Origin of the sequence: Escherichia sp. E1130 (assembly GCF_005781065.1) — a bacterium.
GTDB lineage: Bacteria > Pseudomonadota > Gammaproteobacteria > Enterobacterales > Enterobacteriaceae > Escherichia.
Genome location: NZ_VATL01000004.1, coordinates 494,241 through 519,303 on the forward strand (window position 1 = coordinate 494,241; position 25,063 = coordinate 519,303).

The 25,063-nt window shown below is 56.1% G+C and carries 26 protein-coding genes; 20 read left to right on the plus strand and 6 right to left on the minus strand.

What is annotated here, in order from left to right; all coding sequences use genetic code 11:
- Positions 1-64 precede the first annotated feature (64 nt).
- The 3 genes from proP to crfC form a co-directional block, all read right to left on the minus strand.
- The gene (proP, locus tag FEK66_RS05150) at positions 65-1,567 is read right to left on the minus strand and encodes a glycine betaine/L-proline transporter ProP (RefSeq protein WP_130205905.1); all 1,503 of its coding nucleotides are present in this window, start codon (positions 1,565-1,567) and stop codon (positions 65-67) included.
- Between the two features lie 262 nt (positions 1,568-1,829).
- A complete protein-coding gene (locus FEK66_RS05155; RefSeq protein WP_138211421.1) occupies positions 1,830-2,708 on the minus strand; it encodes a diguanylate cyclase regulator RdcB family protein in 879 nt (292 codons plus the stop codon).
- Positions 2,705-4,933, minus strand: coding sequence for a clamp-binding protein CrfC (gene crfC, locus FEK66_RS05160; protein ID WP_135495142.1), 2,229 nt, complete (start codon positions 4,931-4,933; stop codon positions 2,705-2,707). The genes FEK66_RS05155 and crfC overlap by 4 nt, the downstream gene beginning before the upstream one ends.
- 397 nt (positions 4,934-5,330) lie before the next feature.
- Here crfC and FEK66_RS05165 point away from each other — a divergent pair, with 397 nt between their 5' ends.
- The 16 genes from FEK66_RS05165 (at position 5,331) to phnP (ending at position 17,340) form a co-directional block, all read left to right on the plus strand.
- Positions 5,331-5,666, plus strand: a complete 336-nt coding sequence (locus FEK66_RS05165; RefSeq protein ID WP_001300891.1) for a zinc ribbon domain-containing protein YjdM — start codon at positions 5,331-5,333, stop codon at positions 5,664-5,666.
- A 284-nt stretch (positions 5,667-5,950) separates the two neighbouring features.
- Entirely contained in the window at positions 5,951-6,394 is a 444-nt protein-coding gene (gene yjdN, locus FEK66_RS05170) for a VOC family metalloprotein YjdN (RefSeq protein ID WP_130205897.1), read from the plus strand.
- 132 nt (positions 6,395-6,526) lie between these two features.
- Positions 6,527-7,315: a phosphonate ABC transporter ATP-binding protein gene (gene phnC / locus FEK66_RS05175; RefSeq protein ID WP_135495143.1), complete on the plus strand. Its 789-nt coding sequence runs from the start codon at positions 6,527-6,529 to the stop codon at positions 7,313-7,315.
- Between the two features lie 24 nt (positions 7,316-7,339).
- Complete coding sequence (gene phnD, locus FEK66_RS05180) at positions 7,340-8,356, plus strand: phosphonate ABC transporter substrate-binding protein (protein ID WP_085008099.1); 1,017 nt, start codon at positions 7,340-7,342, stop codon at positions 8,354-8,356.
- 105 nt (positions 8,357-8,461) lie between these two features.
- Positions 8,462-9,241, plus strand: a complete 780-nt coding sequence (phnE, locus tag FEK66_RS05185) for a phosphonate ABC transporter, permease protein PhnE (protein ID WP_135410848.1) — start codon at positions 8,462-8,464, stop codon at positions 9,239-9,241.
- Between the two features lie 20 nt (positions 9,242-9,261).
- Positions 9,262-9,987: a phosphonate metabolism transcriptional regulator PhnF gene (gene phnF, locus FEK66_RS05190; RefSeq protein WP_001295387.1), complete on the plus strand. Its 726-nt coding sequence runs from the start codon at positions 9,262-9,264 to the stop codon at positions 9,985-9,987.
- Positions 9,988-10,440: a phosphonate C-P lyase system protein PhnG gene (gene phnG, locus FEK66_RS05195; RefSeq protein WP_135495144.1), complete on the plus strand. Its 453-nt coding sequence runs from the start codon at positions 9,988-9,990 to the stop codon at positions 10,438-10,440.
- Positions 10,437-11,021 carry a phosphonate C-P lyase system protein PhnH gene (phnH, locus tag FEK66_RS05200; protein ID WP_089574897.1) on the plus strand — a complete coding sequence of 195 codons (585 nt, stop codon included), beginning with the start codon at positions 10,437-10,439 and terminating at the stop codon, positions 11,019-11,021. Before phnG ends, phnH begins: the two co-directional genes overlap by 4 nt.
- Complete coding sequence (gene phnI, locus FEK66_RS05205; protein WP_001298870.1) at positions 11,021-12,085, plus strand: alpha-D-ribose 1-methylphosphonate 5-triphosphate synthase subunit PhnI; 1,065 nt, start codon at positions 11,021-11,023, stop codon at positions 12,083-12,085. Before phnH ends, phnI begins: the two co-directional genes overlap by 1 nt.
- A complete protein-coding gene (gene phnJ, locus FEK66_RS05210; protein ID WP_000002284.1) occupies positions 12,078-12,923 on the plus strand; it encodes an alpha-D-ribose 1-methylphosphonate 5-phosphate C-P-lyase PhnJ in 846 nt (281 codons plus the stop codon). Before phnI ends, phnJ begins: the two co-directional genes overlap by 8 nt.
- Positions 12,920-13,678 (plus strand): phosphonate C-P lyase system protein PhnK, encoded by a 759-nt coding sequence (gene phnK / locus FEK66_RS05215; RefSeq protein ID WP_001075518.1) that lies wholly within the window; start codon positions 12,920-12,922, stop codon positions 13,676-13,678. Before phnJ ends, phnK begins: the two co-directional genes overlap by 4 nt.
- A gap of 110 nt (positions 13,679-13,788) precedes the next feature.
- Positions 13,789-14,469 carry a phosphonate C-P lyase system protein PhnL gene (phnL, locus tag FEK66_RS05220; protein ID WP_000611425.1) on the plus strand — a complete coding sequence of 227 codons (681 nt, stop codon included), beginning with the start codon at positions 13,789-13,791 and terminating at the stop codon, positions 14,467-14,469.
- Positions 14,466-15,602, plus strand: a complete 1,137-nt coding sequence (phnM, locus tag FEK66_RS05225; RefSeq protein WP_130205881.1) for an alpha-D-ribose 1-methylphosphonate 5-triphosphate diphosphatase — start codon at positions 14,466-14,468, stop codon at positions 15,600-15,602. Before phnL ends, phnM begins: the two co-directional genes overlap by 4 nt.
- Positions 15,602-16,159, plus strand: coding sequence for a ribose 1,5-bisphosphokinase (phnN, locus tag FEK66_RS05230; RefSeq protein WP_131161364.1), 558 nt, complete (start codon positions 15,602-15,604; stop codon positions 16,157-16,159). Before phnM ends, phnN begins: the two co-directional genes overlap by 1 nt.
- Positions 16,146-16,580: an aminoalkylphosphonate N-acetyltransferase gene (phnO, locus tag FEK66_RS05235; RefSeq protein WP_135495145.1), complete on the plus strand. Its 435-nt coding sequence runs from the start codon at positions 16,146-16,148 to the stop codon at positions 16,578-16,580. The genes phnN and phnO overlap by 14 nt, the downstream gene beginning before the upstream one ends.
- 1 nt (position 16,581) lies before the next feature.
- On the plus strand, positions 16,582-17,340 hold the full coding sequence (gene phnP, locus FEK66_RS05240) for a phosphonate metabolism protein PhnP (protein ID WP_130259486.1): 759 nt from the start codon (positions 16,582-16,584) through the stop codon (positions 17,338-17,340).
- Positions 17,341-17,366: 26 nt separating this feature from the next.
- Here the strand turns inward: phnP and yjdP are convergent, their stop codons facing one another.
- The 3 genes from yjdP to FEK66_RS05255 all read right to left on the minus strand — a co-directional run bounded on the left by yjdP (position 17,367) and on the right by FEK66_RS05255 (position 20,742).
- Positions 17,367-17,696, minus strand: coding sequence for a DDRRRQL repeat protein YjdP (yjdP, locus tag FEK66_RS05245; RefSeq protein ID WP_130205873.1), 330 nt, complete (start codon positions 17,694-17,696; stop codon positions 17,367-17,369).
- 110 nt (positions 17,697-17,806) lie between these two features.
- Complete coding sequence (locus FEK66_RS05250; RefSeq protein ID WP_135495146.1) at positions 17,807-18,397, minus strand: GNAT family N-acetyltransferase; 591 nt, start codon at positions 18,395-18,397, stop codon at positions 17,807-17,809.
- An 80-nt stretch (positions 18,398-18,477) separates the two neighbouring features.
- Positions 18,478-20,742, minus strand: coding sequence for a hybrid sensor histidine kinase/response regulator (locus FEK66_RS05255; RefSeq protein ID WP_135495147.1), 2,265 nt, complete (start codon positions 20,740-20,742; stop codon positions 18,478-18,480).
- 113 nt (positions 20,743-20,855) lie between these two features.
- Between FEK66_RS05255 and FEK66_RS05265 the strand changes: the two genes are divergently transcribed.
- The 4 genes from FEK66_RS05265 to FEK66_RS05280 are packed head-to-tail and all read left to right on the plus strand — an operon-like array spanning position 20,856 to position 25,057.
- Positions 20,856-22,376 carry a sugar ABC transporter ATP-binding protein gene (locus tag FEK66_RS05265; RefSeq protein ID WP_135495148.1) on the plus strand — a complete coding sequence of 507 codons (1,521 nt, stop codon included), beginning with the start codon at positions 20,856-20,858 and terminating at the stop codon, positions 22,374-22,376.
- The gene (locus tag FEK66_RS05270) at positions 22,373-23,347 is read left to right on the plus strand and encodes a hypothetical protein (protein WP_021557441.1); all 975 of its coding nucleotides are present in this window, start codon (positions 22,373-22,375) and stop codon (positions 23,345-23,347) included. Before FEK66_RS05265 ends, FEK66_RS05270 begins: the two co-directional genes overlap by 4 nt.
- Positions 23,348-23,377: 30 nt before the next feature.
- Positions 23,378-24,319, plus strand: a complete 942-nt coding sequence (locus FEK66_RS05275) for an ABC transporter substrate-binding protein (RefSeq protein ID WP_130205867.1) — start codon at positions 23,378-23,380, stop codon at positions 24,317-24,319.
- A gap of 54 nt (positions 24,320-24,373) precedes the next feature.
- Positions 24,374-25,057 carry a D-lyxose/D-mannose family sugar isomerase gene (locus FEK66_RS05280; protein ID WP_135495149.1) on the plus strand — a complete coding sequence of 228 codons (684 nt, stop codon included), beginning with the start codon at positions 24,374-24,376 and terminating at the stop codon, positions 25,055-25,057.
- Positions 25,058-25,063: the final 6 nt, after the last annotated feature.

The following is a 25,063-nucleotide window of genomic DNA, read 5'->3' on the forward strand; positions in this document are numbered from 1 at the left end:
TGAACCTTAAGAGTTCGGTTGTAGGCCTGATAAGACAGCGTCGCATCAAGCCATCCATTTCAGATTACTCATCAATACGCGGATGTTGCTGCACCAGGCGAGAACGTTTCGCCTGCAAATCGGCAATCTCGTGGTCAATATCCTCGATTTTTTGCTCAATATTATCGTAATGCTCGACAAGAATTTCTTTCGCTTCCTGTAAATCTGACGCCGCTGGCGTCGCACCTTTCAATGGCTGATTCGCCGTCTCTTTCATGGTTACGCCGGTGATTAAACCAACCACCGCCACGACCATCAGGTAATAGGCAGGCATCATCAGATTCTGCGAGCTTTCGACCAGCCAGGCCGCCAGTGTTGGCGTCAGACCAGCAATCAGCACCGAAATATTAAATGCCGCCGCCAGTGCACTGTAACGGATATGCGTCGGGAACATCGCTGGCAGCGTTGAGGCCATAACACCCGTAAAGCAGTTAAGGATCACTGCCAGCATCAACAACCCAGCGAAAATCAGGCCGATGATATTACTGTTAATCAGGATGAACGCCGGGATCGCCAGCGCAAACAGCGCAACACTGCCGAGGATCACAAACGGACGACGGCCAAAACGGTCACTAAGCAGCCCCATCACCGGTTGCACAAACAGCATACCAATCATAATGGCGATAATAATCAGCACTCCGTGGTCTTCGGAGTAGTGCAGGTTATGCGACAAATAACTCGGCATATAGGTCAGCAGCATGTAGTAAGTGACGTTGGTGGCAATCACCAGGCCAATACACGTCAACAAACTGCGCCAGTGTTTGGTGGCAATCTCTTTAAACGAGACTTTCGGACCATCCTGCAAACCTTCCCGGTCGCCCTGCTCCAGTTTCTCAACATGTTGCTGGAAAGCTGGCGTCTCTTCCAGCGCATGGCGCAAGTAAAGCCCGATAATCCCTAGAGGCAGAGCGATAAAGAACGGAATACGCCAGCCCCAGTCGAGGAAGTTTTCTTCACCGACGATGGTCGAAATTAACACCACCACGCCCGCACCCAGCACAAACCCGGCAATAGAACCGAAATCCAGCCAACTGCCCATAAAGCCGCGTTTACGGTCAGGGGAGTATTCCGCAACAAATATCGACGCCCCGGTATATTCGCCCCCTACCGAGAATCCTTGCGCCATCTTACAGATCAACAACAGAATCGGTGCCCAAATACCAATAGAGGCGTAGGACGGTATTAAGCCAATACAGAACGTACTGATCGACATAATCACAATGGTGATCGCAAGGATCTTCTGGCGACCATATTTATCGCCCAACATACCGAAGAAGAGCCCGCCAAGCGGTCGAATCAGAAAGGGAACGGAGAAGGTGGCAAGTGCAGCAACCATCTGCACGCTGGGGTCAGCCCCCGGGAAAAAGACCTTACCTAATGCGTAGGCAACAAAACCATAAACACCAAAATCGAACCATTCCATTGCATTACCCAGCGATGCTGCGGTAATGGCTTTGCGCAGTTTACCGTCATCAATAATAGTGACGTCACGAAGGGTAATCGGTTTTACTTTTTTCCTTTTCAGCATAGCTTTCCTCGCAGAGTAAGCCCATTTCCGCACACGTCAGGCAAATAACGTGGCGCCCGCAAAAGGGAAGCGGGAATTGCAGGGTGCAATCTCTGTAACAAGCGTAGCGGGTTTACTTACACGTTCCGATTAAGAATTGTACAACCAAACCAGTTGACGCCTGAATTGGGCAGTTAATGACCTTTTTACCCTACCAGCGTTTAAATTTGTGATCAACTTCACACATGGATTTCGTTAAACACCCATCAATGTAACTAATTATTTACACGCAATTTACAGAGAAGATTTCCTCGACCATGGCCTCCACCAGACGTTGTGCTGAACAGAGCCGTGGCATCCCTACCGCGACAGTTTGCCAACGTTGGGTCACCGACCAGCAAACGGGCTGTTTATCTGCATCGGACCACTTACCCAACCAACCTAAAAAATCAGCATGCTCCCCACCGCTTAGAGCTGTGGGTGATGTGAACCATTGGTGGTAATAATGACGAGTAGTCGGTGCCGCGTTGATACTTTCAGCCAGATATTGCGTCGCTTTCACGCGCAAATCATCAAGCAACAACGCTGCCGCTTGCGGACTTCCCAGACGGCAGGCATCGCCAAACGCCCCCCAACGCAGTTCTTCCAGAACGATGAAACCACGTCCAGGCAGCGACCAACTGTCATACGCACCGGCACGCCAGCGAGTAAAAATTTGCTCGCTCTGTTCGCCCGCCTGCACCAGCAACCCTCGTTGCGTTAAGGCTTTTTCCTTCCAGTGACAACGGGCTGAAAACCACTCATATAAAGCAGTAATTTGCTGCTGGAGTTCCGGGAAAGCGGATTGTGGGCGGAGATCCCTTTTTTGCAGTAACGCCAGATATTGTGCGATCTGTGTCAACGCCAGATGACCGGGGTCAAGCATTGCCGCCAATTTTTCCACCAATGCCAGGCGTAGACTAAGCGGCGCATTTAACATTCCGGCATTCGCCCACATCTGAAGCTGTGTGCGAGCAAGGATCTCCTGCATCAGCCGTTCGCGAAACTGCTGCTGATGGGCTTGCGGATGGCGGGTATCATCGCCCAGCGCCAGATCCACTAAAAAGCGGGGATGAACCGACTCCAGCACGCGACCGGGGCCGTCCAGTAACGTCTTTGTCAATACTGTTCTGCCGTGAAAAGAGTTTGAATATCATCGCGTAGCAACTGAGAGTCCGTATAAATCCAGCCGTGCGTTGTTGCAGTCTGCTGCAATTGCTGCTGCATAATTTTCACCACGGATTCATTTTGCTGTCGCAAAGCCAGACTTTCGCGTAAACGCGTGTGTAATTCCGTCAAACATACAGCGAAATCAGCGAAAAATGTGCTCATTCCTGCCGTGACAGAATCATCGACCTGAACCGCTAAAACTTTAGCCATTTGTTGGCAATAGAGGTCAATTTCTTCGGTTAACGTACGTTGTAGCACACTGTAATCAACGGTCTTCGTCGGGGATTTATCACTACTCCGTCCCCAGTCTGGTTGATTCAACCAGCGCGAGAAAGTCTCACGTACAATACCTAAACGGGTGACCTGCTCATCCGCTATTTCCTGGAGTGATATTGCATCGCTGAATAGCTGGCGAGTATTGAAGTGGGGAACCACGCTGCGAAAAACAGGAAACTCAAATCCAGGGCGAAACCCAGACTCACTCAATGCCACTTTAACCTGTTGTTCAATGGGACGAATAACATCGGTTAGTACCCGGCAAAGGGTTGATTCCAGTTCAGCAAAACGCAGCGTGAAATCCCGGCTGATTTGGGTCTGTGCCGTCTGTAACAGTGTCTCGCAGCGAGTACGAATCTCGCTTAATGGCCACGAATCATGTTGAAACAGCACGGCTAACTGGGCATTCACCTGCTCTTGCTGCTGACGCAAAAAGTCGTTGGCTGATGTCAGGGCCAGCTCTATTTCATGTTGAATCTCACCGCTCACCTGCGTCTGATTGAGTTGCAATAGCAGCAAATTTTCTTCGAGTTGGTGGATATTTTGCCGCAATAGCTCGCAGGCGACAGTCAGGCCGTGGGCGCGAAAATCAAGGTACTCCCGCGCCTGCTGGGCGTAATTCAACAATTTATGCGAGGCAGAACGCAGAGCGTACAACGACGCGTTGGCATACGCGGCATGAAGCAACGCCTGCACCGGCTGTTCAAATAACGAGTCTTCCCACAATTGCTCAACTGCATGGCGAATATGGTCGATATCCTCCAGATCCGCGTTACACCAGCGCCTACCGAGCGCCGCATGAGCAAAATCCTCCACCCAGCGTTGCTGTTGAGGATCGGGCAACCTGCCACTGCTGGCTAACTCATGGCGCGCCCGATTCGCCAGATAGCCCCACATCGACGATACCGGAAATATCTGCCCTGGCGTAACACAGCCTTTCATCAACGTCCCGGAAATCAGCGCCCGCACCTGTTCGGCATCGTCGCTGTTACGATCCTGCTGATCGAATTTATTGACCAATACATACAGCGGTACTGACTTGCCGACGGCCATAACCGCCGCACGCACCTCTTCATCGGAGATCGATTTCAGTTGCGTATAATCCATCACCGCCAGCACCGCAGAAGCGCGCGCCAGCTGCTCATTAAGCATTTGTTGCAGATGTGGTTGTCCGGCTTCGTTTGGCCCGGGAGTATCCAGTAATGTTAACTGCCCCGGATAACTTTCCAGCCCCGCCAGATGGACGAACTCCACTTCAATCACCGGAATATGTTCAATGGCGGCGTAAGCAGAAAAAGGAAAATCAACGTCCAGCGCTTTCGCCATGCGCACCAAATCATTCAAACTTTTCAGACAATGAAAAATAGGCTGGGCGCCCAGGTAATATTTTTCGAAAGCGACGCCATTTTCGATCCGCTGCATAAGTGCACGCATATCTTTATCTATTTCCAGCAGATCGGTCAGATGCTTAATATCGTAATCACGCAGGCGTTGTTGTAATTGTTGGATTAAACGGTCAATTGGCGCGACATGTGAAAAATGCAGTACGGGTTCTTTTTGCCCCGGTGTATGGCGAATAAGCGTTGGCAGCGCAGTCATAGGGCGATTGCGATTAGGAAGAACTTCAGTGCCAACAATGGCATTAATGGTGGTTGATTTCCCTGCTTTCATTGTGCCGACAATCGCCAGCACCATTTCCAGACGGGAAATTTTACGCAGCTCATTATTCAGCATCGCGTGGCGCTCGACGATATTATGCTGACTCCAGGGTAAAGTCAGAGGCGGCGCCACTTCTCCAGGTACAGCGAGAGGCATTTTTTCCAGTAACTGCAACTGTTGTCGGGAAAGCAGTAACAGACGTTCCGCCTCCTGACTTAACTCATATATTGTCTGTGTGCACATGGAAAGTTCTTCCTTAAAGCAAATTTTATTACTTTTATTTAGCCAGATCGTTTTTTAGTTCTGTTTTCGGCTTTTATAATTACTGCGGGAAATAATTTATATTTAATTTGTTGTTTTTATTAGAATGACGACGTCTCTTCCGACACGTTTAAAAGTCAGAAAGATAGAAAACAATTAAATAAAAAAAAGAACAAGAATAAAGTTAACCTTATCTCAAATAATAAACTGAGGCAAAAAGATTATTTTCTTTTTGCCTTCTCTTTCAAATGAAAACGATCGTCGTCTAAAATCAGCAGTACCCCCGACAAACTCAGGGATTTTGTGTATAATTGCGGCCTTTTTCGGCAATCTGCCGTTTTTTGGCGCTTTTGCCCCGCTGACTTTTGAGGAAATCCACATGTCATTACCACACTGCCCAAAATGCAACTCCGAATACACTTACGAAGATAACGGCATGTACATCTGCCCGGAATGCGCCTACGAATGGAACGACGCAGAACCTGCGCAGGAAAGTGACGAGCTGATCGTTAAAGATGCTAACGGCAACCTGCTGGCTGACGGCGACAGCGTTACCATCATTAAAGATCTGAAGGTGAAAGGTAGCTCTTCGATGCTGAAGATCGGCACCAAAGTGAAAAACATCCGCCTGGTTGAAGGCGACCATAACATCGATTGCAAAATCGACGGTTTTGGTCCGATGAAACTGAAATCTGAGTTCGTGAAAAAGAACTGATTGTATTGCTCAATGTAATGTTGGCACATGATCGGTAGGCCGGATAAAGCGCTCGCGCCGCATCCGGCAACGGTGCCGACTGCCTGATGCGACGCTTGCGCGTCTTATCAGGCCTACAAATTCCCGCACACCCGCACCATCCGTAGGCCGGATAAGGCGTTCACGCCGCATCCGGCAACAGTGCGACTGCCTGATGCGACGCTCGCGCGTCTTATCAGGCCGCCTCTCATCTGTACAAATTTCGAACTACACTTAACTGGCTTCTCTTAACTGAGGTCACCATCATGCCGTTAAGTCCCTACCTCTCTTTTGCCGGTAACTGTGCCGACGCAATTGCTTATTATCAACGCACATTGGGCGCGGAACTGCTCTATAAAATCAGCTTCGGCGAAATGCCGAAATCAGCGCAGGACAGCGCCGAAGGCTGCCCTTCCGGGTTGCAATTTCCCGATACCGCCATCGCCCATGCTAACGTGCGTATTGCCGGAAGCGATATCATGATGAGCGATGCCATGCCGTCAGGAAAAGCCAGCTACTCCGGCTTTACGCTGGTGCTCGATTCGCAACAGGTCGAAGAAGGAAAACGCTGGTTTGATAACCTTGCAGCTAACGGAAAAATCGAAATGGACTGGCAGGAAACCTTCTGGGCGCATGGCTTCGGCAAAGTCACCGATAAATTTGGCGTACCGTGGATGATTAATGTCGTCAAACAACAACCAACGCAATAACCCGCCGGGAGGCCCGCCCTCCCGCACTGTCATCGAATTCCCGTTAACTCTTCATCTGTTAGTCACTTTTAATTAACCAAATCGTCACAATAATCCGCCACGATGGAGCCACTTTTTTAGGGAGGCTGCATCATGCAAACGATTATCCGTGTCGAGAAGCTCGCCAAAACCTTCAATCAGCATCAGGCGCTGCACGCGGTTGATCTGAATATTCATCATGGTGAAATGGTGGCTCTGCTTGGGCCGTCGGGTTCCGGCAAATCCACCCTTTTACGTCACTTAAGCGGTTTGATTACCGGCGATAAATCTGTCGGTAGCCATATCGAGCTGCTGGGCCGCACTGTCCAGCGCGAAGGCCGTCTGGCGCGCGATATCCGCAAAAGCCGCGCCCATACCGGCTACATCTTCCAACAATTCAACCTGGTGAATCGCCTGAGCGTACTGGAGAACGTGCTGATTGGCGCGCTCGGCAGCACGCCGTTCTGGCGCACCTGTTTTAGCTGGTTCACCGGCGAGCAGAAACAGCACGCGTTACAGGCGCTGACCCGCGTTGGCATGGTGCACTTTGCTCATCAGCGCGTTTCCACCCTCTCCGGCGGCCAGCAGCAACGTGTGGCGATTGCCCGTGCGCTGATGCAGCAGGCGAAGGTAATTCTGGCGGACGAACCGATCGCCTCGCTGGACCCGGAATCAGCGCGCATCGTGATGGACACACTGCGCGACATCAACCAGAACGACGGCATCACCGTGGTCGTCACGCTGCATCAGGTGGATTACGCCCTGCGCTACTGCGAACGCATCGTCGCCCTGCGCCAGGGGCACGTCTTCTACGACGGCAGCAGCCAACAGTTTGATAACGAACGTTTTGACCATCTCTACCGCAGCATTAATCGCATCGAAGAGAACGCGAAAGCTGCCTGACATCCCCATCATTGAGGAAAACGAATGAACGCTAAGATAATTGCCTCGCTGGCCTTCACCAGCATGTTCAGCCTCAGCACCCTGTTAAGCCCGGCGCACGCCGAAGAGCAGGAAAAGGCGCTGAATTTCGGCATTATTTCAACGGAATCACAGCAAAACCTGAAACCGCAATGGACGCCATTCTTACAGGATATGGAGAAGAAGCTGGGCGTGAAGGTCAACGCCTTCTTTGCCCCAGATTACGCAGGCATTATCCAGGGAATGCGCTTCAACAAAGTGGATATCGCCTGGTACGGCAACCTGTCGGCAATGGAAGCGGTGGATCGCGCCAACGGTCAGGTCTTCGCCCAGACGGTCGCGGCGGATGGATCGCCGGGTTACTGGAGCGTATTGATCGTCAACAAAGATAGCCCGATCAACAACCTGAACGATCTGCTGGCGAAGCGGAAAGATCTCACCTTCGGCAATGGCGATCCTAACTCTACCTCCGGCTTCCTCGTCCCCGGTTACTACGTCTTCGCCAAAAACAATATCTCCGCCAGCGACTTCAAGCGCACCGTCAACGCCGGGCATGAAACCAACGCGCTGGCCGTCGCCAACAAGCAGGTGGATGTTGCCACCAACAATACCGAAAACCTCGACAAGCTGAAAACCTCCGCGCCAGAGAAGCTGAAAGAACTGAAAGTGATCTGGAAGTCGCCACTGATCCCAGGCGATCCGATCGTCTGGCGCAAAAATCTTTCCGAAACCACCAAAGACAAGATCTACGACTTCTTTATGAATTACGGCAAAACGCCGGAAGAGAAAGCGGTGCTGGAGCGCCTGGGCTGGGCACCGTTTCGCGCCTCCAGCGACCTGCAACTGGTGCCGATTCGCCAGCTCGCGCTGTTTAAAGAGATGCAAAGCGTGAAAGGCAATAAAGGGTTGAATGAGCAGGACAAGCTGGCAAAAACCACCGAGATTCAGGCCCAGCTGGATGACCTGGACCGCCTGAACAACGCGTTAAGCGCGATGAGTTCGGTGAGTAAAGCGGTGCAGTAAATCGTAAGTCGGATAAGACGCCCCAGCGTCGCATCCGACAATGTGCAGACGTTGATGCCGGATGCGGTGCAAGCACCTTATCTGGCCTACAAACCGGAGCCAAACATGCAAACCATCACCATCGCCCCACCCAAGCGCAGCTGGTTCTCGCTTCTGAGCTGGGCCGTTGTTCTCGCCGTGCTGGTCGTCTCGTGGCAGGGCGCGGAAATGGCCCCGCTCACGCTGATTAAAGATGGCGGCAACATGGCGACTTTCGCCGCCGACTTCTTCCCGCCCGATTTCAGCCAGTGGCAGGATTACCTCACCGAAATGGCCGTCACGCTGCAAATCGCCGTCTGGGGAACTGCGCTGGCCATCATTCTCTCCATTCCCTTCGGTCTGATGAGCGCCGAAAATCTGGTGCCCTGGTGGGTTTACCAGCCCACGCGCCGCCTGATGGACGCCTGCCGCGCCATTAACGAAATGGTCTTCGCCATGCTGTTCGTGGTCGCCGTCGGCCTCGGTCCGTTCGCTGGCGTGCTGGCGCTGTTTATCCACACCACCGGCGTGCTCTCCAAACTGCTTTCCGAAGCAGTGGAAGCGATTGAACCCGGCCCGGTGGAAGGCATTCGCGCCACTGGCGCCAACAAGCTCGAAGAGATCCTCTACGGCGTACTGCCACAGGTGATGCCACTGCTGATTTCCTACTCCCTCTATCGCTTCGAATCCAACGTCCGCTCGGCGACCGTCGTCGGCATGGTCGGCGCGGGCGGGATCGGCGTCACGCTGTGGGAAGCGATTCGCGGTTTCCAGTTCCAGCAAACCTGCGCCCTGATGGTGCTGATTATCGTCACGGTCAGCCTGCTGGATTTCCTCTCTCAACGGTTGCGTAAGCACTTTATCTGATTAGCGAGGCATTGATATCTATGCACTTGTCTACACATCCGACCAGCTACCCGACACGCTATCAGGAGATAGCCGCAAAACTTGAGCAGGAGCTTCGTCAACACTACCGCTGCGGTGACTATCTCCCCGCGGAGCAGCAACTGGCGGCACGCTTTGAGGTGAACCGCCACACCTTGCGCCGCGCCATCGACCAACTGGTGGAGAAAGGCTGGGTACAGCGCCGTCAGGGCGTCGGCGTGCTGGTGCTGATGCGCCCGTTCGATTACCCGCTCAACGCCCAGGCGCGTTTTAGCCAGAACCTGCTGGACCAGGGCAGCCACCCCACCAGCGAAAAACTGCTGTCGGTGCTGCGCCCCGCCTCCGGTCACGTCGCTGACGCGCTGGGGATAACCGAGGGGGAGAACGTCATCCACCTGCGCACCCTGCGTCGGGTCAACGGCGTCGCGCTCTGTTTAATCGACCACTACTTTGCGGACCTCACCCTCTGGCCGACGCTGCAACGCTTCGACAGCGGCTCGCTGCACGATTTTCTGCGCGAGCAAACGGGGATTGCGCTGCGCCGCAGCCAGACGCGGATCAGCGCCCGCCGCGCCCAGGCCAAAGAGTGCCAGCGTCTTGAAATCCCGAATATGTCGCCGCTGCTGTGCGTGCGCACCCTTAACCACCGTGACGGTGAAAGCAGCCCGGCGGAGTACTCCGTCAGCCTGACGCGCGCCGACATGATTGAATTCACCATGGAGCACTGAATGCACGCAGATACCGCGACCCACCAGCACTGGATGTCCGTGCTGGCGCACAGCCAACCGGCTGAACTGGCAGCCCGCCTGAAAGCGCTGAACATCACCGCCGACTATGAAGTGATTCGCGCCGCTGAAACCGGCCTGGTGCAGATTCAGGCGCGGATGGGCGGCACCGGCGAACGCTTTTTTGCTGGCGACGCCACGCTCACCCGCGCCGCCGTGCGCCTGACTGACGGCACGCTCGGCTACAGCTGGGTGCTGGGGCGTGATAAACAGCATGCCGAACGCTGCGCGCTGATTGACGCGCTGATGCAGCAATCTCGCCACTTTCAAAACTTATCAGAAACCCTTATTGCCCCGCTGGACGCTGACCGTATGGCACGCATTGCCGCACGCCAGGCCGAAGTGAACGCCAGCCGGGTCGACTTCTTTACGATGGTTCGCGGAGACAACGCATGACCCTGGAAACCGCTTTTATGCTTCCTGTGCAGGATGCCCAGCACAGTTTTCGTCGCCTGTTAAAGGCCATGAGCGAGCCGGGCGTGATTGTCGCCCTGCATCAGCTCAAACGCGGCTGGCAGCCGCTGAATATCGCCACCACCAGCGTGCTGCTCACGCTGGCCGATAACGACACGCCGGTGTGGCTTTCCGCGCCATTAAGTAACGATATCGTCAGCCAGAGCCTGCGTTTTCATACCAACGCGCCGCTGGTCAATCAACCGGAACAGGCGACCTTCGCGGTGACGGATGAGGCGATTTCCAGCGAACAGCTCAACGCCCTTTCCACCGGCACAGCCGTTGCGCCAGAAGCGGGCGCGACGCTGATTTTACAGGTCGCCAGCCTGAGCGGCGGGCGCATGTTGCGTCTCACCGGCGCGGGTATTGCCGAAGAACGAATGATCGCCCCGCAGCTACCGGAGTGCATTCTGCACGAACTCACCGAGCGCCCGCACCCGTTCCCGCTCGGCATCGACCTGATTCTGACCTGCGGCGAGCGCCTGCTGGCTATCCCGCGAACCACTCATGTGGAGGTGTGCTGATGTACGTTGCCGTGAAAGGGGGCGAAAAGGCGATCGACGCCGCCCACGCTCTGCAAGAGAGCCGACGCCGGGGCGATACTGATTTGCCTGAACTGAGCGTCGCCCAGATTGAACAGCAGCTTAATCTCGCGGTGGATCGCGTGATGACCGAAGGCGGCATTGCCGACCGCGAACTGGCGGCACTGGCGCTGAAACAGGCCAGCGGCGATAACGTTGAAGCCATTTTCCTGTTGCGCGCCTACCGCACCACGCTGGCGAAGCTCGCGGTAAGCGAGCCGCTCGACACCACGGAGATGCGTCTCGAACGGCGTATTTCAGCGGTTTATAAAGACATTCCCGGCGGCCAGCTGCTTGGCCCAACCTACGACTACACCCATCGCCTGCTCGATTTCACTCTGCTGGCAAACGGTGAAGCGCCGACGCTAACCACCGCCGACAGCGAACAACAGCCGTCGCCGCACGTTTTCAGCCTGCTGGCGCGTCAGGGGCTGGCGAAGTTTGAAGAAGATAGCGGCGCACAGCCGGACGACATCACCCGCACGCCGCCGGTTTACCCCTGCTCACGCTCCTCCCGCCTGCAACAGCTCATGCGCGGCGACGAAGGCTATTTGCTGGCGCTGGCCTACTCCACCCAGCGTGGTTACGGGCGCAACCACCCGTTCGCAGGCGAAATCCGCAGCGGCTATATCGACGTGTCGATTGTGCCGGAAGAACTGGGATTTGCGGTGAACGTCGGCGAACTGCTGATGACTGAGTGTGAAATGGTCAACGGTTTTATCGACCCGCCGGATGAGCCGCCGCATTTTACACGCGGCTATGGGCTGGTGTTCGGCATGAGCGAGCGCAAAGCGATGGCAATGGCGCTGGTTGACCGCGCTCTGCAAGCCCCGGAATACGGCGAGCACGCGACAGGCCCGGCGCAGGATGAAGAGTTCGTGCTGGCGCATGCCGATAACGTCGAAGCCGCAGGCTTTGTCTCGCACCTCAAACTTCCGCACTACGTCGATTTCCAGGCCGAACTGGAGCTACTCAAACGTCTGCAACAGGAGCAGAACCATGGCTAATCTGAGCGGCTACAACTTTGCGTACCTCGACGAGCAGACCAAACGCATGATCCGCCGCGCCATCTTAAAAGCGGTGGCGATCCCCGGTTATCAGGTGCCGTTTGGCGGGCGCGAGATGCCGATGCCGTACGGTTGGGGAACCGGCGGCATACAGCTCACCGCCAGCGTGATTGGTGAAAGCGACGTGTTGAAGGTAATTGACCAGGGCGCGGATGACACCACCAACGCCGTGTCGATTCGCAACTTCTTTAAGCGCGTGACCGGGGTGAACACCACCGAACGCACGGATGATGCGACGCTTATCCAGACGCGCCATCGCATCCCCGAAACGCCGCTGACCGAAGATCAGATCATTATTTTCCAGGTGCCGATCCCGGAACCGCTGCGCTTTATCGAGCCGCGCGAAACGGAAACCCGCACCATGCACGCGCTGGAGGAGTACGGCGTGATGCAGGTGAAGCTGTATGAAGATATCGCCCGCTTCGGTCATATCGCCACTACCTACGCCTATCCGGTGAAAGTAAACGGGCGCTACGTGATGGACCCGTCGCCGATCCCGAAATTTGATAACCCGAAAATGGACATGATGCCCGCCCTGCAGCTGTTCGGCGCGGGGCGCGAGAAACGCATCTATGCGGTGCCGCCGTTTACCCGCGTGGAAAGCCTCGATTTCGACGATCACCCGTTCACCGTCCAGCAGTGGGATGAGCCGTGCGCCATCTGCGGATCGACCCACAGCTATCTTGATGAAGTGGTGCTGGATGACGCCGGAAACCGCATGTTTGTCTGCTCCGATACCGATTACTGCCGCCAACAGAGTGAGGCGAAAAGCCAATGAATCAACCGTTACTTTCGGTCAATAACCTGACTCACCTTTACGCGCCGGGCAAAGGCTTTAGCGATGTCTCTTTTGATTTATGGCCGGGGGAAGTGCTGGGCATTGTCGGGGAATCCGGCTCCGGGAAGACCACGCTGCTGAAATCAATCTCCGCGCGCCTGACGCCGCAGCAGGGGGAGATTCACTATGAAAACCGTTCCCTCTATGGCATGAGCGAGGCCGACCGCCGTCGCCTGCTGCGCACCGAATGGGGCGTGGTGCATCAGCATCCGCTCGACGGCCTGCGCCGCCAAGTCTCGGCAGGCGGCAATATCGGCGAGCGGCTGATGGCAACCGGGGCGCGTCATTACGGCGACATTCGCGCCACCGCGCAGAAGTGGCTGGAAGAGGTGGAGATTCCCGCCAACCGTATCGACGACCTGCCAACCACCTTTTCCGGCGGCATGCAGCAGCGTTTGCAGATTGCCCGCAACCTGGTGACGCATCCGAAGCTGGTGTTTATGGATGAACCGACCGGCGGGCTGGATGTGTCGGTACAGGCACGCCTGCTCGATCTGCTGCGCGGTCTGGTGGTGGAGCTGAATCTGGCAGTGGTAATTGTCACCCACGATCTGGGCGTCGCCCGCCTGCTGGCGGACCGTTTGCTGGTGATGAAGCAGGGGCAAGTGGTGGAGAGTGGGTTAACCGACCGCGTGCTCGACGACCCGCATCATCCGTATACCCAGCTGCTGGTGTCATCGGTTTTGCAGAATTGAGCCGGTGCCGGATGCGGCGTAAACGCCTTATCTGGCCTACAAATGCGCTCCCAGTAGGTCGGATAAGACGCATCAGCGTCGCATCCGACACCCGAACCACGAGGCGAAAAATGATTAACGTACAAAACGTCAGTAAAACCTTCATCCTGCACCAGCAAAACGGCGTGCGCCTGCCCGTCTTACAACGCGCCTCGCTCACCGTCAACGCGGGCGAATGCGTGGTGCTCCACGGCCACTCCGGCAGCGGCAAATCAACCCTGCTGCGCTCGCTGTACGCCAACTATCTGCCCGACGAAGGGCAAATCCAGATCAAACACGGTGACGAATGGGTAGACCTGGTCACTGCACCAGCGCGCAAAGTGGTGGAAATCCGCAAAACCACCGTCGGCTGGGTGAGCCAGTTTCTGCGCGTCATCCCGCGTATTTCGGCGCTGGAAGTGGTGATGCAGCCGCTGCTCGATACTGGCGTTCCGCGTGAAGCCTGCGCCGCTAAAGCCGCGCGTCTGCTCACGCGCCTGAACGTACCGGAACGCCTGTGGCACCTTGCGCCATCAACCTTCTCCGGCGGCGAACAGCAGCGCGTCAACATTGCCCGTGGCTTTATCGTCGACTACCCCATTCTGCTGCTCGACGAACCCACCGCCTCGCTGGACGCCAAAAACAGCGCCGCCGTAGTCGAGCTGATTCGCGAAGCCAAAGCCCGTGGCGCGGCCATCGTCGGCATCTTCCATGATGAAGCCGTACGCAATGACGTCGCCGACCGCCTGCACCCAATGGGAGCCTCTGCATGATTATCAATAACGTCAAACTGGTGCTGGAAAACGAAGTGGTGCACGGTTCGCTGGAGATGCAGGACGGCGAAATCCGCGCCTTTGCCGAAAGCCAGAGCCGCCTGCCAGAAGCGATGGACGGCGAAGGCGGCTGGCTGCTGCCGGGGCTGATTGAGCTGCATACCGACAACCTCGATAAATTCTTCACCCCGCGCCCGAAAGTTGACTGGCCTGCCCACTCGGCGATGAGCAGCCACGACGCGCTGATGGTGGCGAGCGGCATCACCACCGTGCTGGACGCCGTGGCGATTGGTGATGTGCGCGACGGCGGCGATCGGCTGGAGAATCTGGAGAAGATGATCAACGCCATCGAAGAGACGCAGAAACGCGGCGTCAACCGCGCCGAGCACCGTCTGCACCTGCGCTGCGAACTGCCGCATCACACCACGCTGCCGCTGTTTGAAAAACTGGTGCAGCGCGAGCCAGTCACGCTGGTGTCGTTGATGGACCACTCACCCGGCCAGCGCCAGTTCGCCAACCGCGAGAAGTATCGCGAATATTATCAGGGCAAATACTCGCTCACCGATGCGCAGATGCAGCAGTACGAAGAGGAACAACTGGCGCTCGCCGCACGCTGGTCGCAGCCGAATCGCGAAACCATTGCCGCGATCTGCCGCACACGCCAGATTGCGCTTGCCAGCCACGATGACGCCACGCACGCCCACGTCGCCGAATCCCACCAGCTTGGCAGCGTGATCGCCGAATTTCCCACCACGTTTGAAGCAGCGGAAGCCTCGCGTAAGCATGGCATGAACGTGCTGATGGGCGCGCCGAATATCGTGCGTGGCGGCTCGCACTCCGGCAACGTGGCGGCAAGTGAACTGGCGCAGCTTGACCTGCTGGATATCCTCTCTTCCGACTACTACCCCGCCAGCCTGCTGGATGCGGCATTTCGCGTCGCCGATGACCAGAGCAACCGCTTTACGCTGCCGCAGGCGGTGAAGCTGGTGACCAAAAATCCGGCCCAGGCGCTGAATCTTCAGGATCGCGGGGTGATTGGCGAGGGCAAACGCGCCGACCTGGTGCTGGCGCATCGCAAGGGCAATCATATTCATATCGACCACGTCTGGCGTCAGGGTAAAAGGGTGTTCTGATGATGGGAAAGCTAATCTGGTTGATGGGGCCTTCCGGCTCCGGGAAAGACAGCCTGCTGGCGGCGCTGCGCCAGCGGGAACAGGCGCAGTTACTGGTGGCACATCGCTACATCACGCGCGATGCCTGTGCCGGAAGCGAAAACCATATCGCCCTGAGCGAGCAGGAGTTTTTTACCCGCGCGGGGCAAAATCTGTTGGCCTTAAGCTGGCACGCTAACGGTCTGTATTATGGCGTCGGCATCGAGATTGACCTCTGGCTGCACGCTGGATTCGACGTGGTAGTCAACGGCTCACGCGCGCATTTGCCGCAGGCGCGGGCGCGCTATCAATCGGCGCTGCTGCCCATTTGTTTACAGGTTTCGCCGGAGATCCTCCGCCAGCGCCTGGAAAACCGTGGGCGTGAAAACCCCAGTGAAATTAACGCCCGGCTGGCGCGCGCCGCCCGCTATACTCCGCAGGATTGCCATACGCTCAACAATGACGGCAGCCTGCGCCAGTCGGTCGACACGCTGCTGACGCTGATCCATCAGAAGGAGAAACACCATGCCTGCTTATGAGCTTCGCCCGGCCACGCAGTACGATACCGACGCGGTTTACGCGCTGATTTGTGAGCTAAAACAGGCGGAGTTTGACCATCACGCGTTTCGCGTGGGCTTTAACGCCAACCTGCGCGACCCGAATATGCGCTACCATCTGGCGCTGCTGGATGGCGAAGTTGTCGGCATGATCGGCCTGCATTTGCAGTTTCATCTGCATCATGTCAACTGGATCGGCGAAATTCAGGAACTGGTGGTGATGCCGCAGGCGCGCGGTTTGAACGTGGGTAGCAAGTTGCTGGCATGGGCAGAAGAAGAAGCCCGCCAGGCCGGGGCCGAAATGACCGAGCTTTCCACCAACGTGAAGCGCCACGACGCGCACCGTTTCTATCTGCGCGAAGGCTACGAGCAGAGCCATTTCCGCTTCACGAAGGCGCTGTAACATGAGCCTGACTCTCACGCTCACCGGCACTGGCGGCGCACAGGGCGTTCCGGCATGGGGCTGTGAGTGCGCGGCCTGCGTCAGAGCGCGGCGCTCACCGCGGTATCGCCGCCAGCCATGCAGCGGCGTGGTGAAGTTTAACGAGGCTGTCACCCTGATCGACGCCGGGCGGCACGATCTCGCCGATCGCTGGTCACCCGGATCGTTCCAGCAGTTTTTGCTGACGCATTATCATATGGATCACGTGCAGGGGCTGTTTCCGCTGCGCTGGGGCGTTGGCGATCCGATCCCGGTTTACGGCCCGCCGGATGAACAGGGTTGCGACGATCTGTTTAAACATCCGGGCCTGCTTGATTTCAGCCACACGGTGGAACCGTTTGTAGTGTTTGATTTGCAGGGGGTGCAGGTCACGCCCCTGCCGCTCACCCACTCAAAACTCACTTTCGGCTATTTACTGGAAACGGCACATAGCCGGGTGGCGTGGCTGTCTGACACCGCTGGCCTGCCGGAAAAAACGCTGAAATTTTTACGCAATAACCAGCCGCAAGTGATGGTGATTGATTGCAGCCACCCGCCGCGCGAGGATGCGCCGCGTAATCACTGCGATTTAAACACCGTGCTGGCGCTGAATGAAGTTATCCGCTCGCCGCGCGTGATTCTGACGCACATCAGCCACCAGTTTGATGCGTGGCTGATGGAGAACGCGCTGCCGTCGGGATTTGAGGCGGGGTTTGATGGGATGGAGATTGGGGTAGCGTGATGGGGAGAATGTGCGCACTGGCCCCCTCACCGCCCATACTCATCTTCCATTCTCCGCTCTTCATCTTCCAGTTGCCGACGCTCCCGATCAAGCTGGCGCTGGCGATCGTCCAGCTGCCTGCGGCGATCTTCAAACTGGCGGTGGCGGTCGTCATATTGTCTGCGCCGATCGTCGCTCACTTGACGCTGCCAGCCGTCGTCGCGCGAATCTTCATAGTCTCGCCCACGGTCAGGGTTATAAGCGTCGTTAATCGCCTGCTGAATATTGCCAATGGTGTCGTCGATAATATCGGCCTGGGCCGGAACGGTGGACAGCGTGAGCAGGGTGAAAAGAAAGAGCGTGGAGTAAGGTTTCATAAGCCAGTCTCTGCAATGGACTGGCTTAACGTTAGTTGAGTGTGAATGAGCGGAGTAGCGGAGTAATCTCAAATTCGGTAAGGCGCAGACTCTTCCATTAGCTGGTTAGCTCACTGTTTATTTTCCGCCACCAGCACAATGCCATGACATTTTTGATCCGGTGAAATACTCCAGATACGCTCTTCCGGAATGCAACCGCCATCGTAGATCACTTTCGTGCTATCGTAAGGCCAAAATGCCCCTTGTTCAGTGTCTAATACAAACACGGAAATCTGATCGGACTCGCGCGCGATCTTCTGCCAGAGCATCTTCCCGCCATCATATTGATCAAAATCGCTGATTAGCGTGATACCGCATTGCAGAATTAGCGCTTCATACAGCCGAGTTGCCAGCCCCTTATCGCGCTCACCAGGAGAGACACAAATACCTTCCACCTGTACCAGATCCGAGTCTTCCCACCAGCGTTCAACGGCAATGATATCGCTGCCGAACTCTTTTTTACGCTGCAGATCGAGAGCGGCAAGTACCCGATGACGCGGCACGCCTGCAAAAACTTCAATGTCCGCTTCAATGATGGCCGCTCTTGGCGTCTGCTTGTCATAAATTACCTGTAACAGACGTCCAGAAAGCTCGATCTCTTCCACCACGCGAAAAGAACGAGCAACCGTCATAGGGCTATAGGTGGTTGGCATCACGATCATATGTAAATCACTTCAATTCAGAACAGAATTGCTCACAATAGCAGCACGTTTGCTTCAGGCCTCTTGATAAATTCTGAAAATTATCCCTCAATTTGCCCCAGCGCCTGCGCCAGCTGCGCGCGGGTAAAAGGTTTGCGCAGTAGCGCCACATCGGGCAGCGCGGGGTTATGGCTGGGGCGTAAATCCTGGCCGCTGATGAGTAGCAGCGTCAGGTGCGGGTAAAGTTTGCGGGCTGCATTGACCACTTCTGCGCCGCTCATACCGCCGGGGAGCATTAAGTCACTGATAAAAATATCGATTTCCGTTGATGCCGCCAGCAGGTCCAGCGCCTGTTCGCCGCTGCTCGCTTCCAGCGTCAAATAGCCCAACAGGTGCAACTGCTCGCAGATGGTCTGGCGCACCGCGGCTTCATCTTCCAGCACTAACACCAGTTTATCGCCGCTGACGGCTGTCTGCTCTACCACCGCTGGCGAGAGGTTTTTCGCCACCGTCAGCGCGCGGGGAAGCTGTAATCTGACCGTTGTTCCCTGCCCCGGCGCGCTTTCAATTTCTACGCGCCCGCCCGACTGGCGCACGAAACCATAGACCATCGACAAGCCCAGCCCACTGCCGCTGCCCGTCTGTTTGGTGGTAAAGAACGGCTCGAACACCTGGCTTTTCACCGCCTGCGACATGCCGCTGCCATGATCGATGACCTCCAGCGCCACCATGTCCTGTCGCTGCCCACTGCTGCGGGTGACACGCTGATTCCAGGTGCGAATTTTGATGATTCCCGTCTGCCCTTCCATCGCATCGCGGGCGTTCACTACCAGATTGATGATGGCGTTTTCCAGCTGGCTGACGTCAATCCACGCAGGCCACGCCGGAGACTGCGCTTCGATCTCCAGCGCCAGGGTTGCCGGTAAGGAGTGGCGCATTAATTCGCTTAACTCTTCCAGCAGAGTTTTCAGTTCAACGGCTTGCGGATGTAAGGACTGCTTGCGGGAAAACGCCAGTAGCCGCTGGGTCAGTAGCGCCCCACGTTCGGCGGCTTGCAGCGCCCGCTGTATTCGCGGCGCGTCGGGCGAGTCCGTGTTCACCAGCTCCAGGCTGCCGATAATCACTGCAAGTAGATTATTAAAATCATGCGCCAGCCCGCCCGTCAGTTGCCCGACCGCTTTCAACTTCTGGCTGTGCAATAGCGCCTCTTCCAGCCCCTGCCGCTCGGTTTGGGCAATCTCCATCTGCGTGGTTTTCTCTTTCAACAGCCGTGAGGTTCGTTCGAGTGACGCGGTATTGCGGGCAAAAACGTTAAAGGCGCGCGCCAGTTCACCCAACTCATCGCGTCGCTGTAACGCCGGAAAAGTGACGTCCGCTTCACCGTGCGCCAGGCGGCTCATGGCGCGGGAAATTGCCGTCAGGTTAGAGCCGAGATTGCGATAGATATACCAGCCTGCAAACGCGGTGATCACCACCGCTAACAGAGCGAAAATCATGATCAGCCTCTCGCCGGAGCGCAGATCCTGGTAACTTTGTGCCACCCGCTGACCGGAGAGCGTCGCCACCTGTTCGGCGTAACGGTTAATGTCACTATTGAGGATCGCCACCAGCGCTTTGATGTGGAACATATACCAGCTGATCGCCAGATCGCTTTGCTCGAGAGCGGCCGAAAGCGGCGCCAGCTTGCGCAGTTCATCATTGAAATCAGTGAGTAGCGTATTAACCAATGGCGTATCGCTGTGGGTCGGTAATGCAGACATCACCCCGACCAGTTGATGAATAATCGCCTGCGGCGCGGACGTGGCAATAGCGGCAACAATCAGTCGGTTCATCTCGTTAAGCAAAATGTCATCTTCCGCGTGAGTGACTTTTTGCAAATGTCGCAGATAACTTAAGTTTTGATATAGCGAACTTAACAGCGCGTTACGCTCCAGATGCCGCCTTTGCCCGCGCTCCAGCATTCCGCCGACGCTGGTTTGCAGTTCGTTACTACGCGTGATGATTCGCGTCACCAGCCCGGCGTCCTGCTGCGCTAAAGGCGCGTCCGCCAGTTGCTCAAGCGAGCTTTTTAATGCCCGCTGTGTCTCCTGCAATCGCTCGGCTTCACCTTTATATTCCAGCGCCCCCACCACCTGTGACAATCGCACCGCCGCCGTCGCCACGTTTGCCGTGTCGCGCGCCAGATTCAGGCTGCCGGTCATATCATCCACCGTTTGTTGCTGCACCTGCTCCTGCATCTGGCTGGCATGACGAAAGCCCATTACCGCCACGCCGCTGACCATCAGCGTCACCGCCACCACCAGCAAATTTAAAAGCAGCAATCGCCCGCGCGCGCTGGCAAAAAAGTGACGTCCGGGGTGCGCCATATCACGCTCCGTAAAGAAAAATCGCAATATGACAAATATGAACGGCTTCTGACATTTTGCATTTACTTTCCTGTGATGGAGTGCTGATATCGACAACCTCGCAGGAGTCCGCCATGAACAGCACGCCGGTTCTGGAGATGCGCAATATTGCCAAAGCTTTTGGCAAATTTTATGCGCTCAAAGGGGTGGATTTGACGGTCTACCCAGGCGAGATCCATGCTCTGATGGGGGAAAACGGCGCGGGAAAAAGCACACTGATGAAGGTGCTGGCGGGGGCATATACCGCCACCAGCGGCGAGATCCTGATTGACGGCAAGCCCTTTCACATTCGCACGCCAAAAGATGCCTTAAGCGCCGGTATTACGTTGATTTATCAGGAGATGCAGCTGGCACCGAATCTGACGGTAGCTGAAAACATTTTCCTCGGCAGCGAGCTTTCCCACGGCGGGCTGGTGCAGCGCAAAGAGATGCTGATGCAGGCGCAAAAAGTGATCGACCGCCTCGGCGCGCAGTTTAACGCCAGCGATAAAGTCATGACGCTGACCATTGCCGAGCAACAACAGGTCGAAATCGCCCGCGCGCTGCATCGCAACAGCCGCATTCTGGTGATGGACGAACCCACCGCCGCCCTCTCCTCGCGTGAAACTCACCGCCTGTTTGAACTGATTATGCGGCTGCGCGATGAAGGGATGGCGATTATCTATATCAGCCACCGCATGGCGGAAGTGTATGAGCTTTCCGATCGCGTCAGCGTGCTGCGCGACGGGCAATACGTTGGCAGCCTGACCCGCGACAATCTCAACGCCGCTGAACTGGTGCGGATGATGGTCGGCAGGCCACTGAGCGATCTGTTCAATAAAGAGCGCGATATCCCGCTCGGCAAAGCCCGCCTGAATGTTCACCACCTGACCGACGGTGGCAAAGTCCAGCCGAGTAGCCTGCTGGTGCGTTCCGGTGAAATTGTCGGCCTCGCCGGGCTGGTGGGCGCCGGACGATCCGAACTGGCACAGTTGATCTTCGGCGTGCATAAAGCGACGAGCGGAATGATTGAAGTCGATGGCGAACCGGTGGTGATCCACTCCCCGCGCGAAGCTATCGATCTTGGCATTGGTTTTCTCACCGAAAATCGCAAAGAACAAGGTTTGTTCCTTGAAATGGCGGCAGCCGAAAACATCACTATGGCAACCCTGGAGCGCGATGCCAGCTGGGGAATACTCAACCGCAAAAAAGCACAAACCATCTCCGATGACGCCATCAAGTTGCTCAACATCCGCGTGCCTCATGCCCAGGTGAGAGCGGGCGGGCTTTCAGGCGGCAATCAGCAAAAGCTGTTGATCTCCCGCTGGGTGGCGATTGGCCCGCGTATTTTACTGCTCGACGAACCCACGCGTGGTGTGGATGTCGGCGCAAAAAGCGAGATCTACCGGATCATGAACGAGATGGCGCGCAAAGGCGTGGCGATCCTGATGATCTCCAGCGAACTGCCGGAGATAGTTGGCATGAGCGATCGCGTTTATGTGATGCGCGAAGGCAGCATTGCCGGTGAGTTAAACGGCAAAAACATCACCCAGGAAAACATTATGACCTTAGCGACTGGCGTCAACGACGCCCATTCCCAGGCGGTGCCCTCATGACGACATCTGCAAAGACCTCTGCCAAAAAAATGCTGATGAGCGATCTGATGCAAACGGTCGGCATTTTGCCGATTCTGATCCTGATCGTGGCGGTATTTGGCTTTATCGCGCCAAACTTTTTTACCGAAAGCAACCTGCTAAATATTACCCGCCAGGCGTCGATCAACATTGTGCTGGCGGCGGGGATGACCTTCATCATTTTGACTGGCGGGATCGACCTTTCTGTAGGTTCAATTCTCGGCACCACGGCGGTAGCGGCGATGGTCGTCTCCCTTAGCCCGGAGTTCGCCATGCTGTCGATTCCAGCGGCGCTGATGCTCGGCCTGCTGCTGGGTTTGTTCAACGGCGCGCTGGTGGCCTTTGCCGGATTGCCACCGTTTATCGTCACGCTCGGCACCTATACGGCGCTACGCGGGGCGGCGTATCTGCTGGCGGACGGCACCACGGTCATCAACTCCAACATTAATTTCGAGTGGATAGGTAATAACTATCTTGGGCCTGTCCCGTGGCTGGTGGTGATTGCCCTCGCAGTGATTGTGCTGTGCTGGTTTATTCTGCGCCGCACCACGCTTGGCGTTCATATCTACGCCGTCGGCGGCAATATGCAGGCAGCGCGTCTTACCGGCATTAAGGTCTGGCTGGTGCTGCTGTTTGTTTATGGCATGAGCGGCCTGCTTTCAGGGCTTGGCGGGATTATGAGCGCCTCGCGGCTGTACAGCGCCAACGGCAACTTAGGCATGGGGTACGAACTGGATGCCATTGCGGCGGTGATCCTCGGCGGCACCAGTTTTGTCGGTGGTATCGGCACCATCACCGGCACGCTGGTTGGGGCGCTGATTATCGCCACGCTAAACAACGGCATGACCCTAATGGGCGTCTCTTACTTCTGGCAACTGGTGATCAAAGGGGCGGTGATCATCATTGCGGTGCTGATCGATAAATACCGTACCCGACATCATCAAAGCGCATAACAACAATACCCTACACATGAGGAATACAGCATGAGATTGAAGCCCTTAGTGACCGCGCTCTGTGCAGGCGCGCTGCTGGCCGCAGCACCGTTCGCCCAGGCAAAAGAACTGAAGTCGATAGGCGTGACGGTAGGCGATCTGGCAAACCCATTCTTCGTGCAGATCACCAAAGGCGCGGAGCTGGAAGCGCGCAAACTGGCGGGCGATAACGTCAAAGTGACGCTGGTGTCCAGCGGCTACGATCTGGGCCAGCAGGTGTCGCAGATCGACAACTTTATCGCCGCTAACGTCGATATGATCATCCTCAACGCTGCCGATTCAAAAGGGATCGGCCCGGCGGTGAAACGGGCGAAAGACGCCGGGATCGTGGTCGTCGCAGTTGACGTAGCGGCAGAAGGCGCCGATGCCACCATCACTTCCGATAACACCCAGGCAGGCGAAATGGCCTGTAAGTACATCACCGATCGCCTGAAAGGCAAAGGCAACGTGGTGATCATCAACGGACCTCCGGTGTCCGCCGTGCAAAACCGCGTTGAAGGCTGCCAGACTGAATTTAAACGCCATCCTGATATCAAGGTGCTCTCTGACAACCAGAACGCCAAAGGCAGTCGTGAAGGCGGGTTGGAGGTAATGACCGGACTGCTGGCGGCAAATCCGAAGATCGACGGCGTATTTGCCATTAACGATCCCACCGCGATCGGTGCCGATCTGGCAGCCAAACAGGCACAACGTAGCGAGTTCTTTATTGTCGGCGTTGACGGAAGCCCGGACGCCGAAGAGGCGCTGAAACGTGAGAACTCGTTGTTTGTCGCCACCCCTGCGCAAGATCCCCAGGTGATGGCAGCGAAAGCGGTGGAAATTGGCTACGACATTTTGCAGGGCAAACCCGCGCCGAAAGAGCCGGTGCTGATCCCGGTGACGATGATCGACAAAAACAACGTCGGCAATTACAAAGGCTGGACGGTGAAATAAGTCCACACGCCGGGCGGCGCAGCTGCCCGGCCACCGCTAAGGAGAACGCTTTCGATGAAACGCTCCGCTATAAACGACATTCTCGGCCATACACGGCAATTCTTTTCGCAACATGACGTGCATCTTCCGCCCTTTGCCAGTTTCACGCCTGCCCAATGGCAACAACTCGACTCCACTGCGTGGGAGGAAGTTTTTGAGCTCAAACTCGGCTGGGATGTTACCGCTTTTGGTGGCAACGACTTTGCTGCACAGGGGCTGACGCTGTTTACCCTGCGTAACGGCTCACCAAAAGGAATGCCGTATGTGAAATGTTACGCCGAGAAGATCATGCATGTGCGCGATGCGCAGGTAACGCCAATGCATTTTCACTGGCGTAAGCGTGAGGACATTATCAATCGCGGCGGCGGCAATTTGATTGTTGAACTGTGGAATGCCAATAGCAACGAGCAAACGGTTGATAGCGACGTTACGGTGGTGATCGACGGCTGCCGCCAGAAACATACCGCAGGCAGTCAGTTGCGCCTGTCTCCCGGCGAAAGTATCTGCCTGCCGCCTGGCCTTTATCACAGCTTTTGGGCAGAAGCCGGTTTTGGCGATGTGCTGGTTGGCGAAGTCTCTTCTGTTAATGACGACGACCACGATAACCACTTTTTACAGCCGCTGGACCGCTACAACCTGATTGACGAAGACGAACCGGCCCAGTTGGTGTTGTGTAACGAATACCGCCAGTTCCGCTGAATAAGG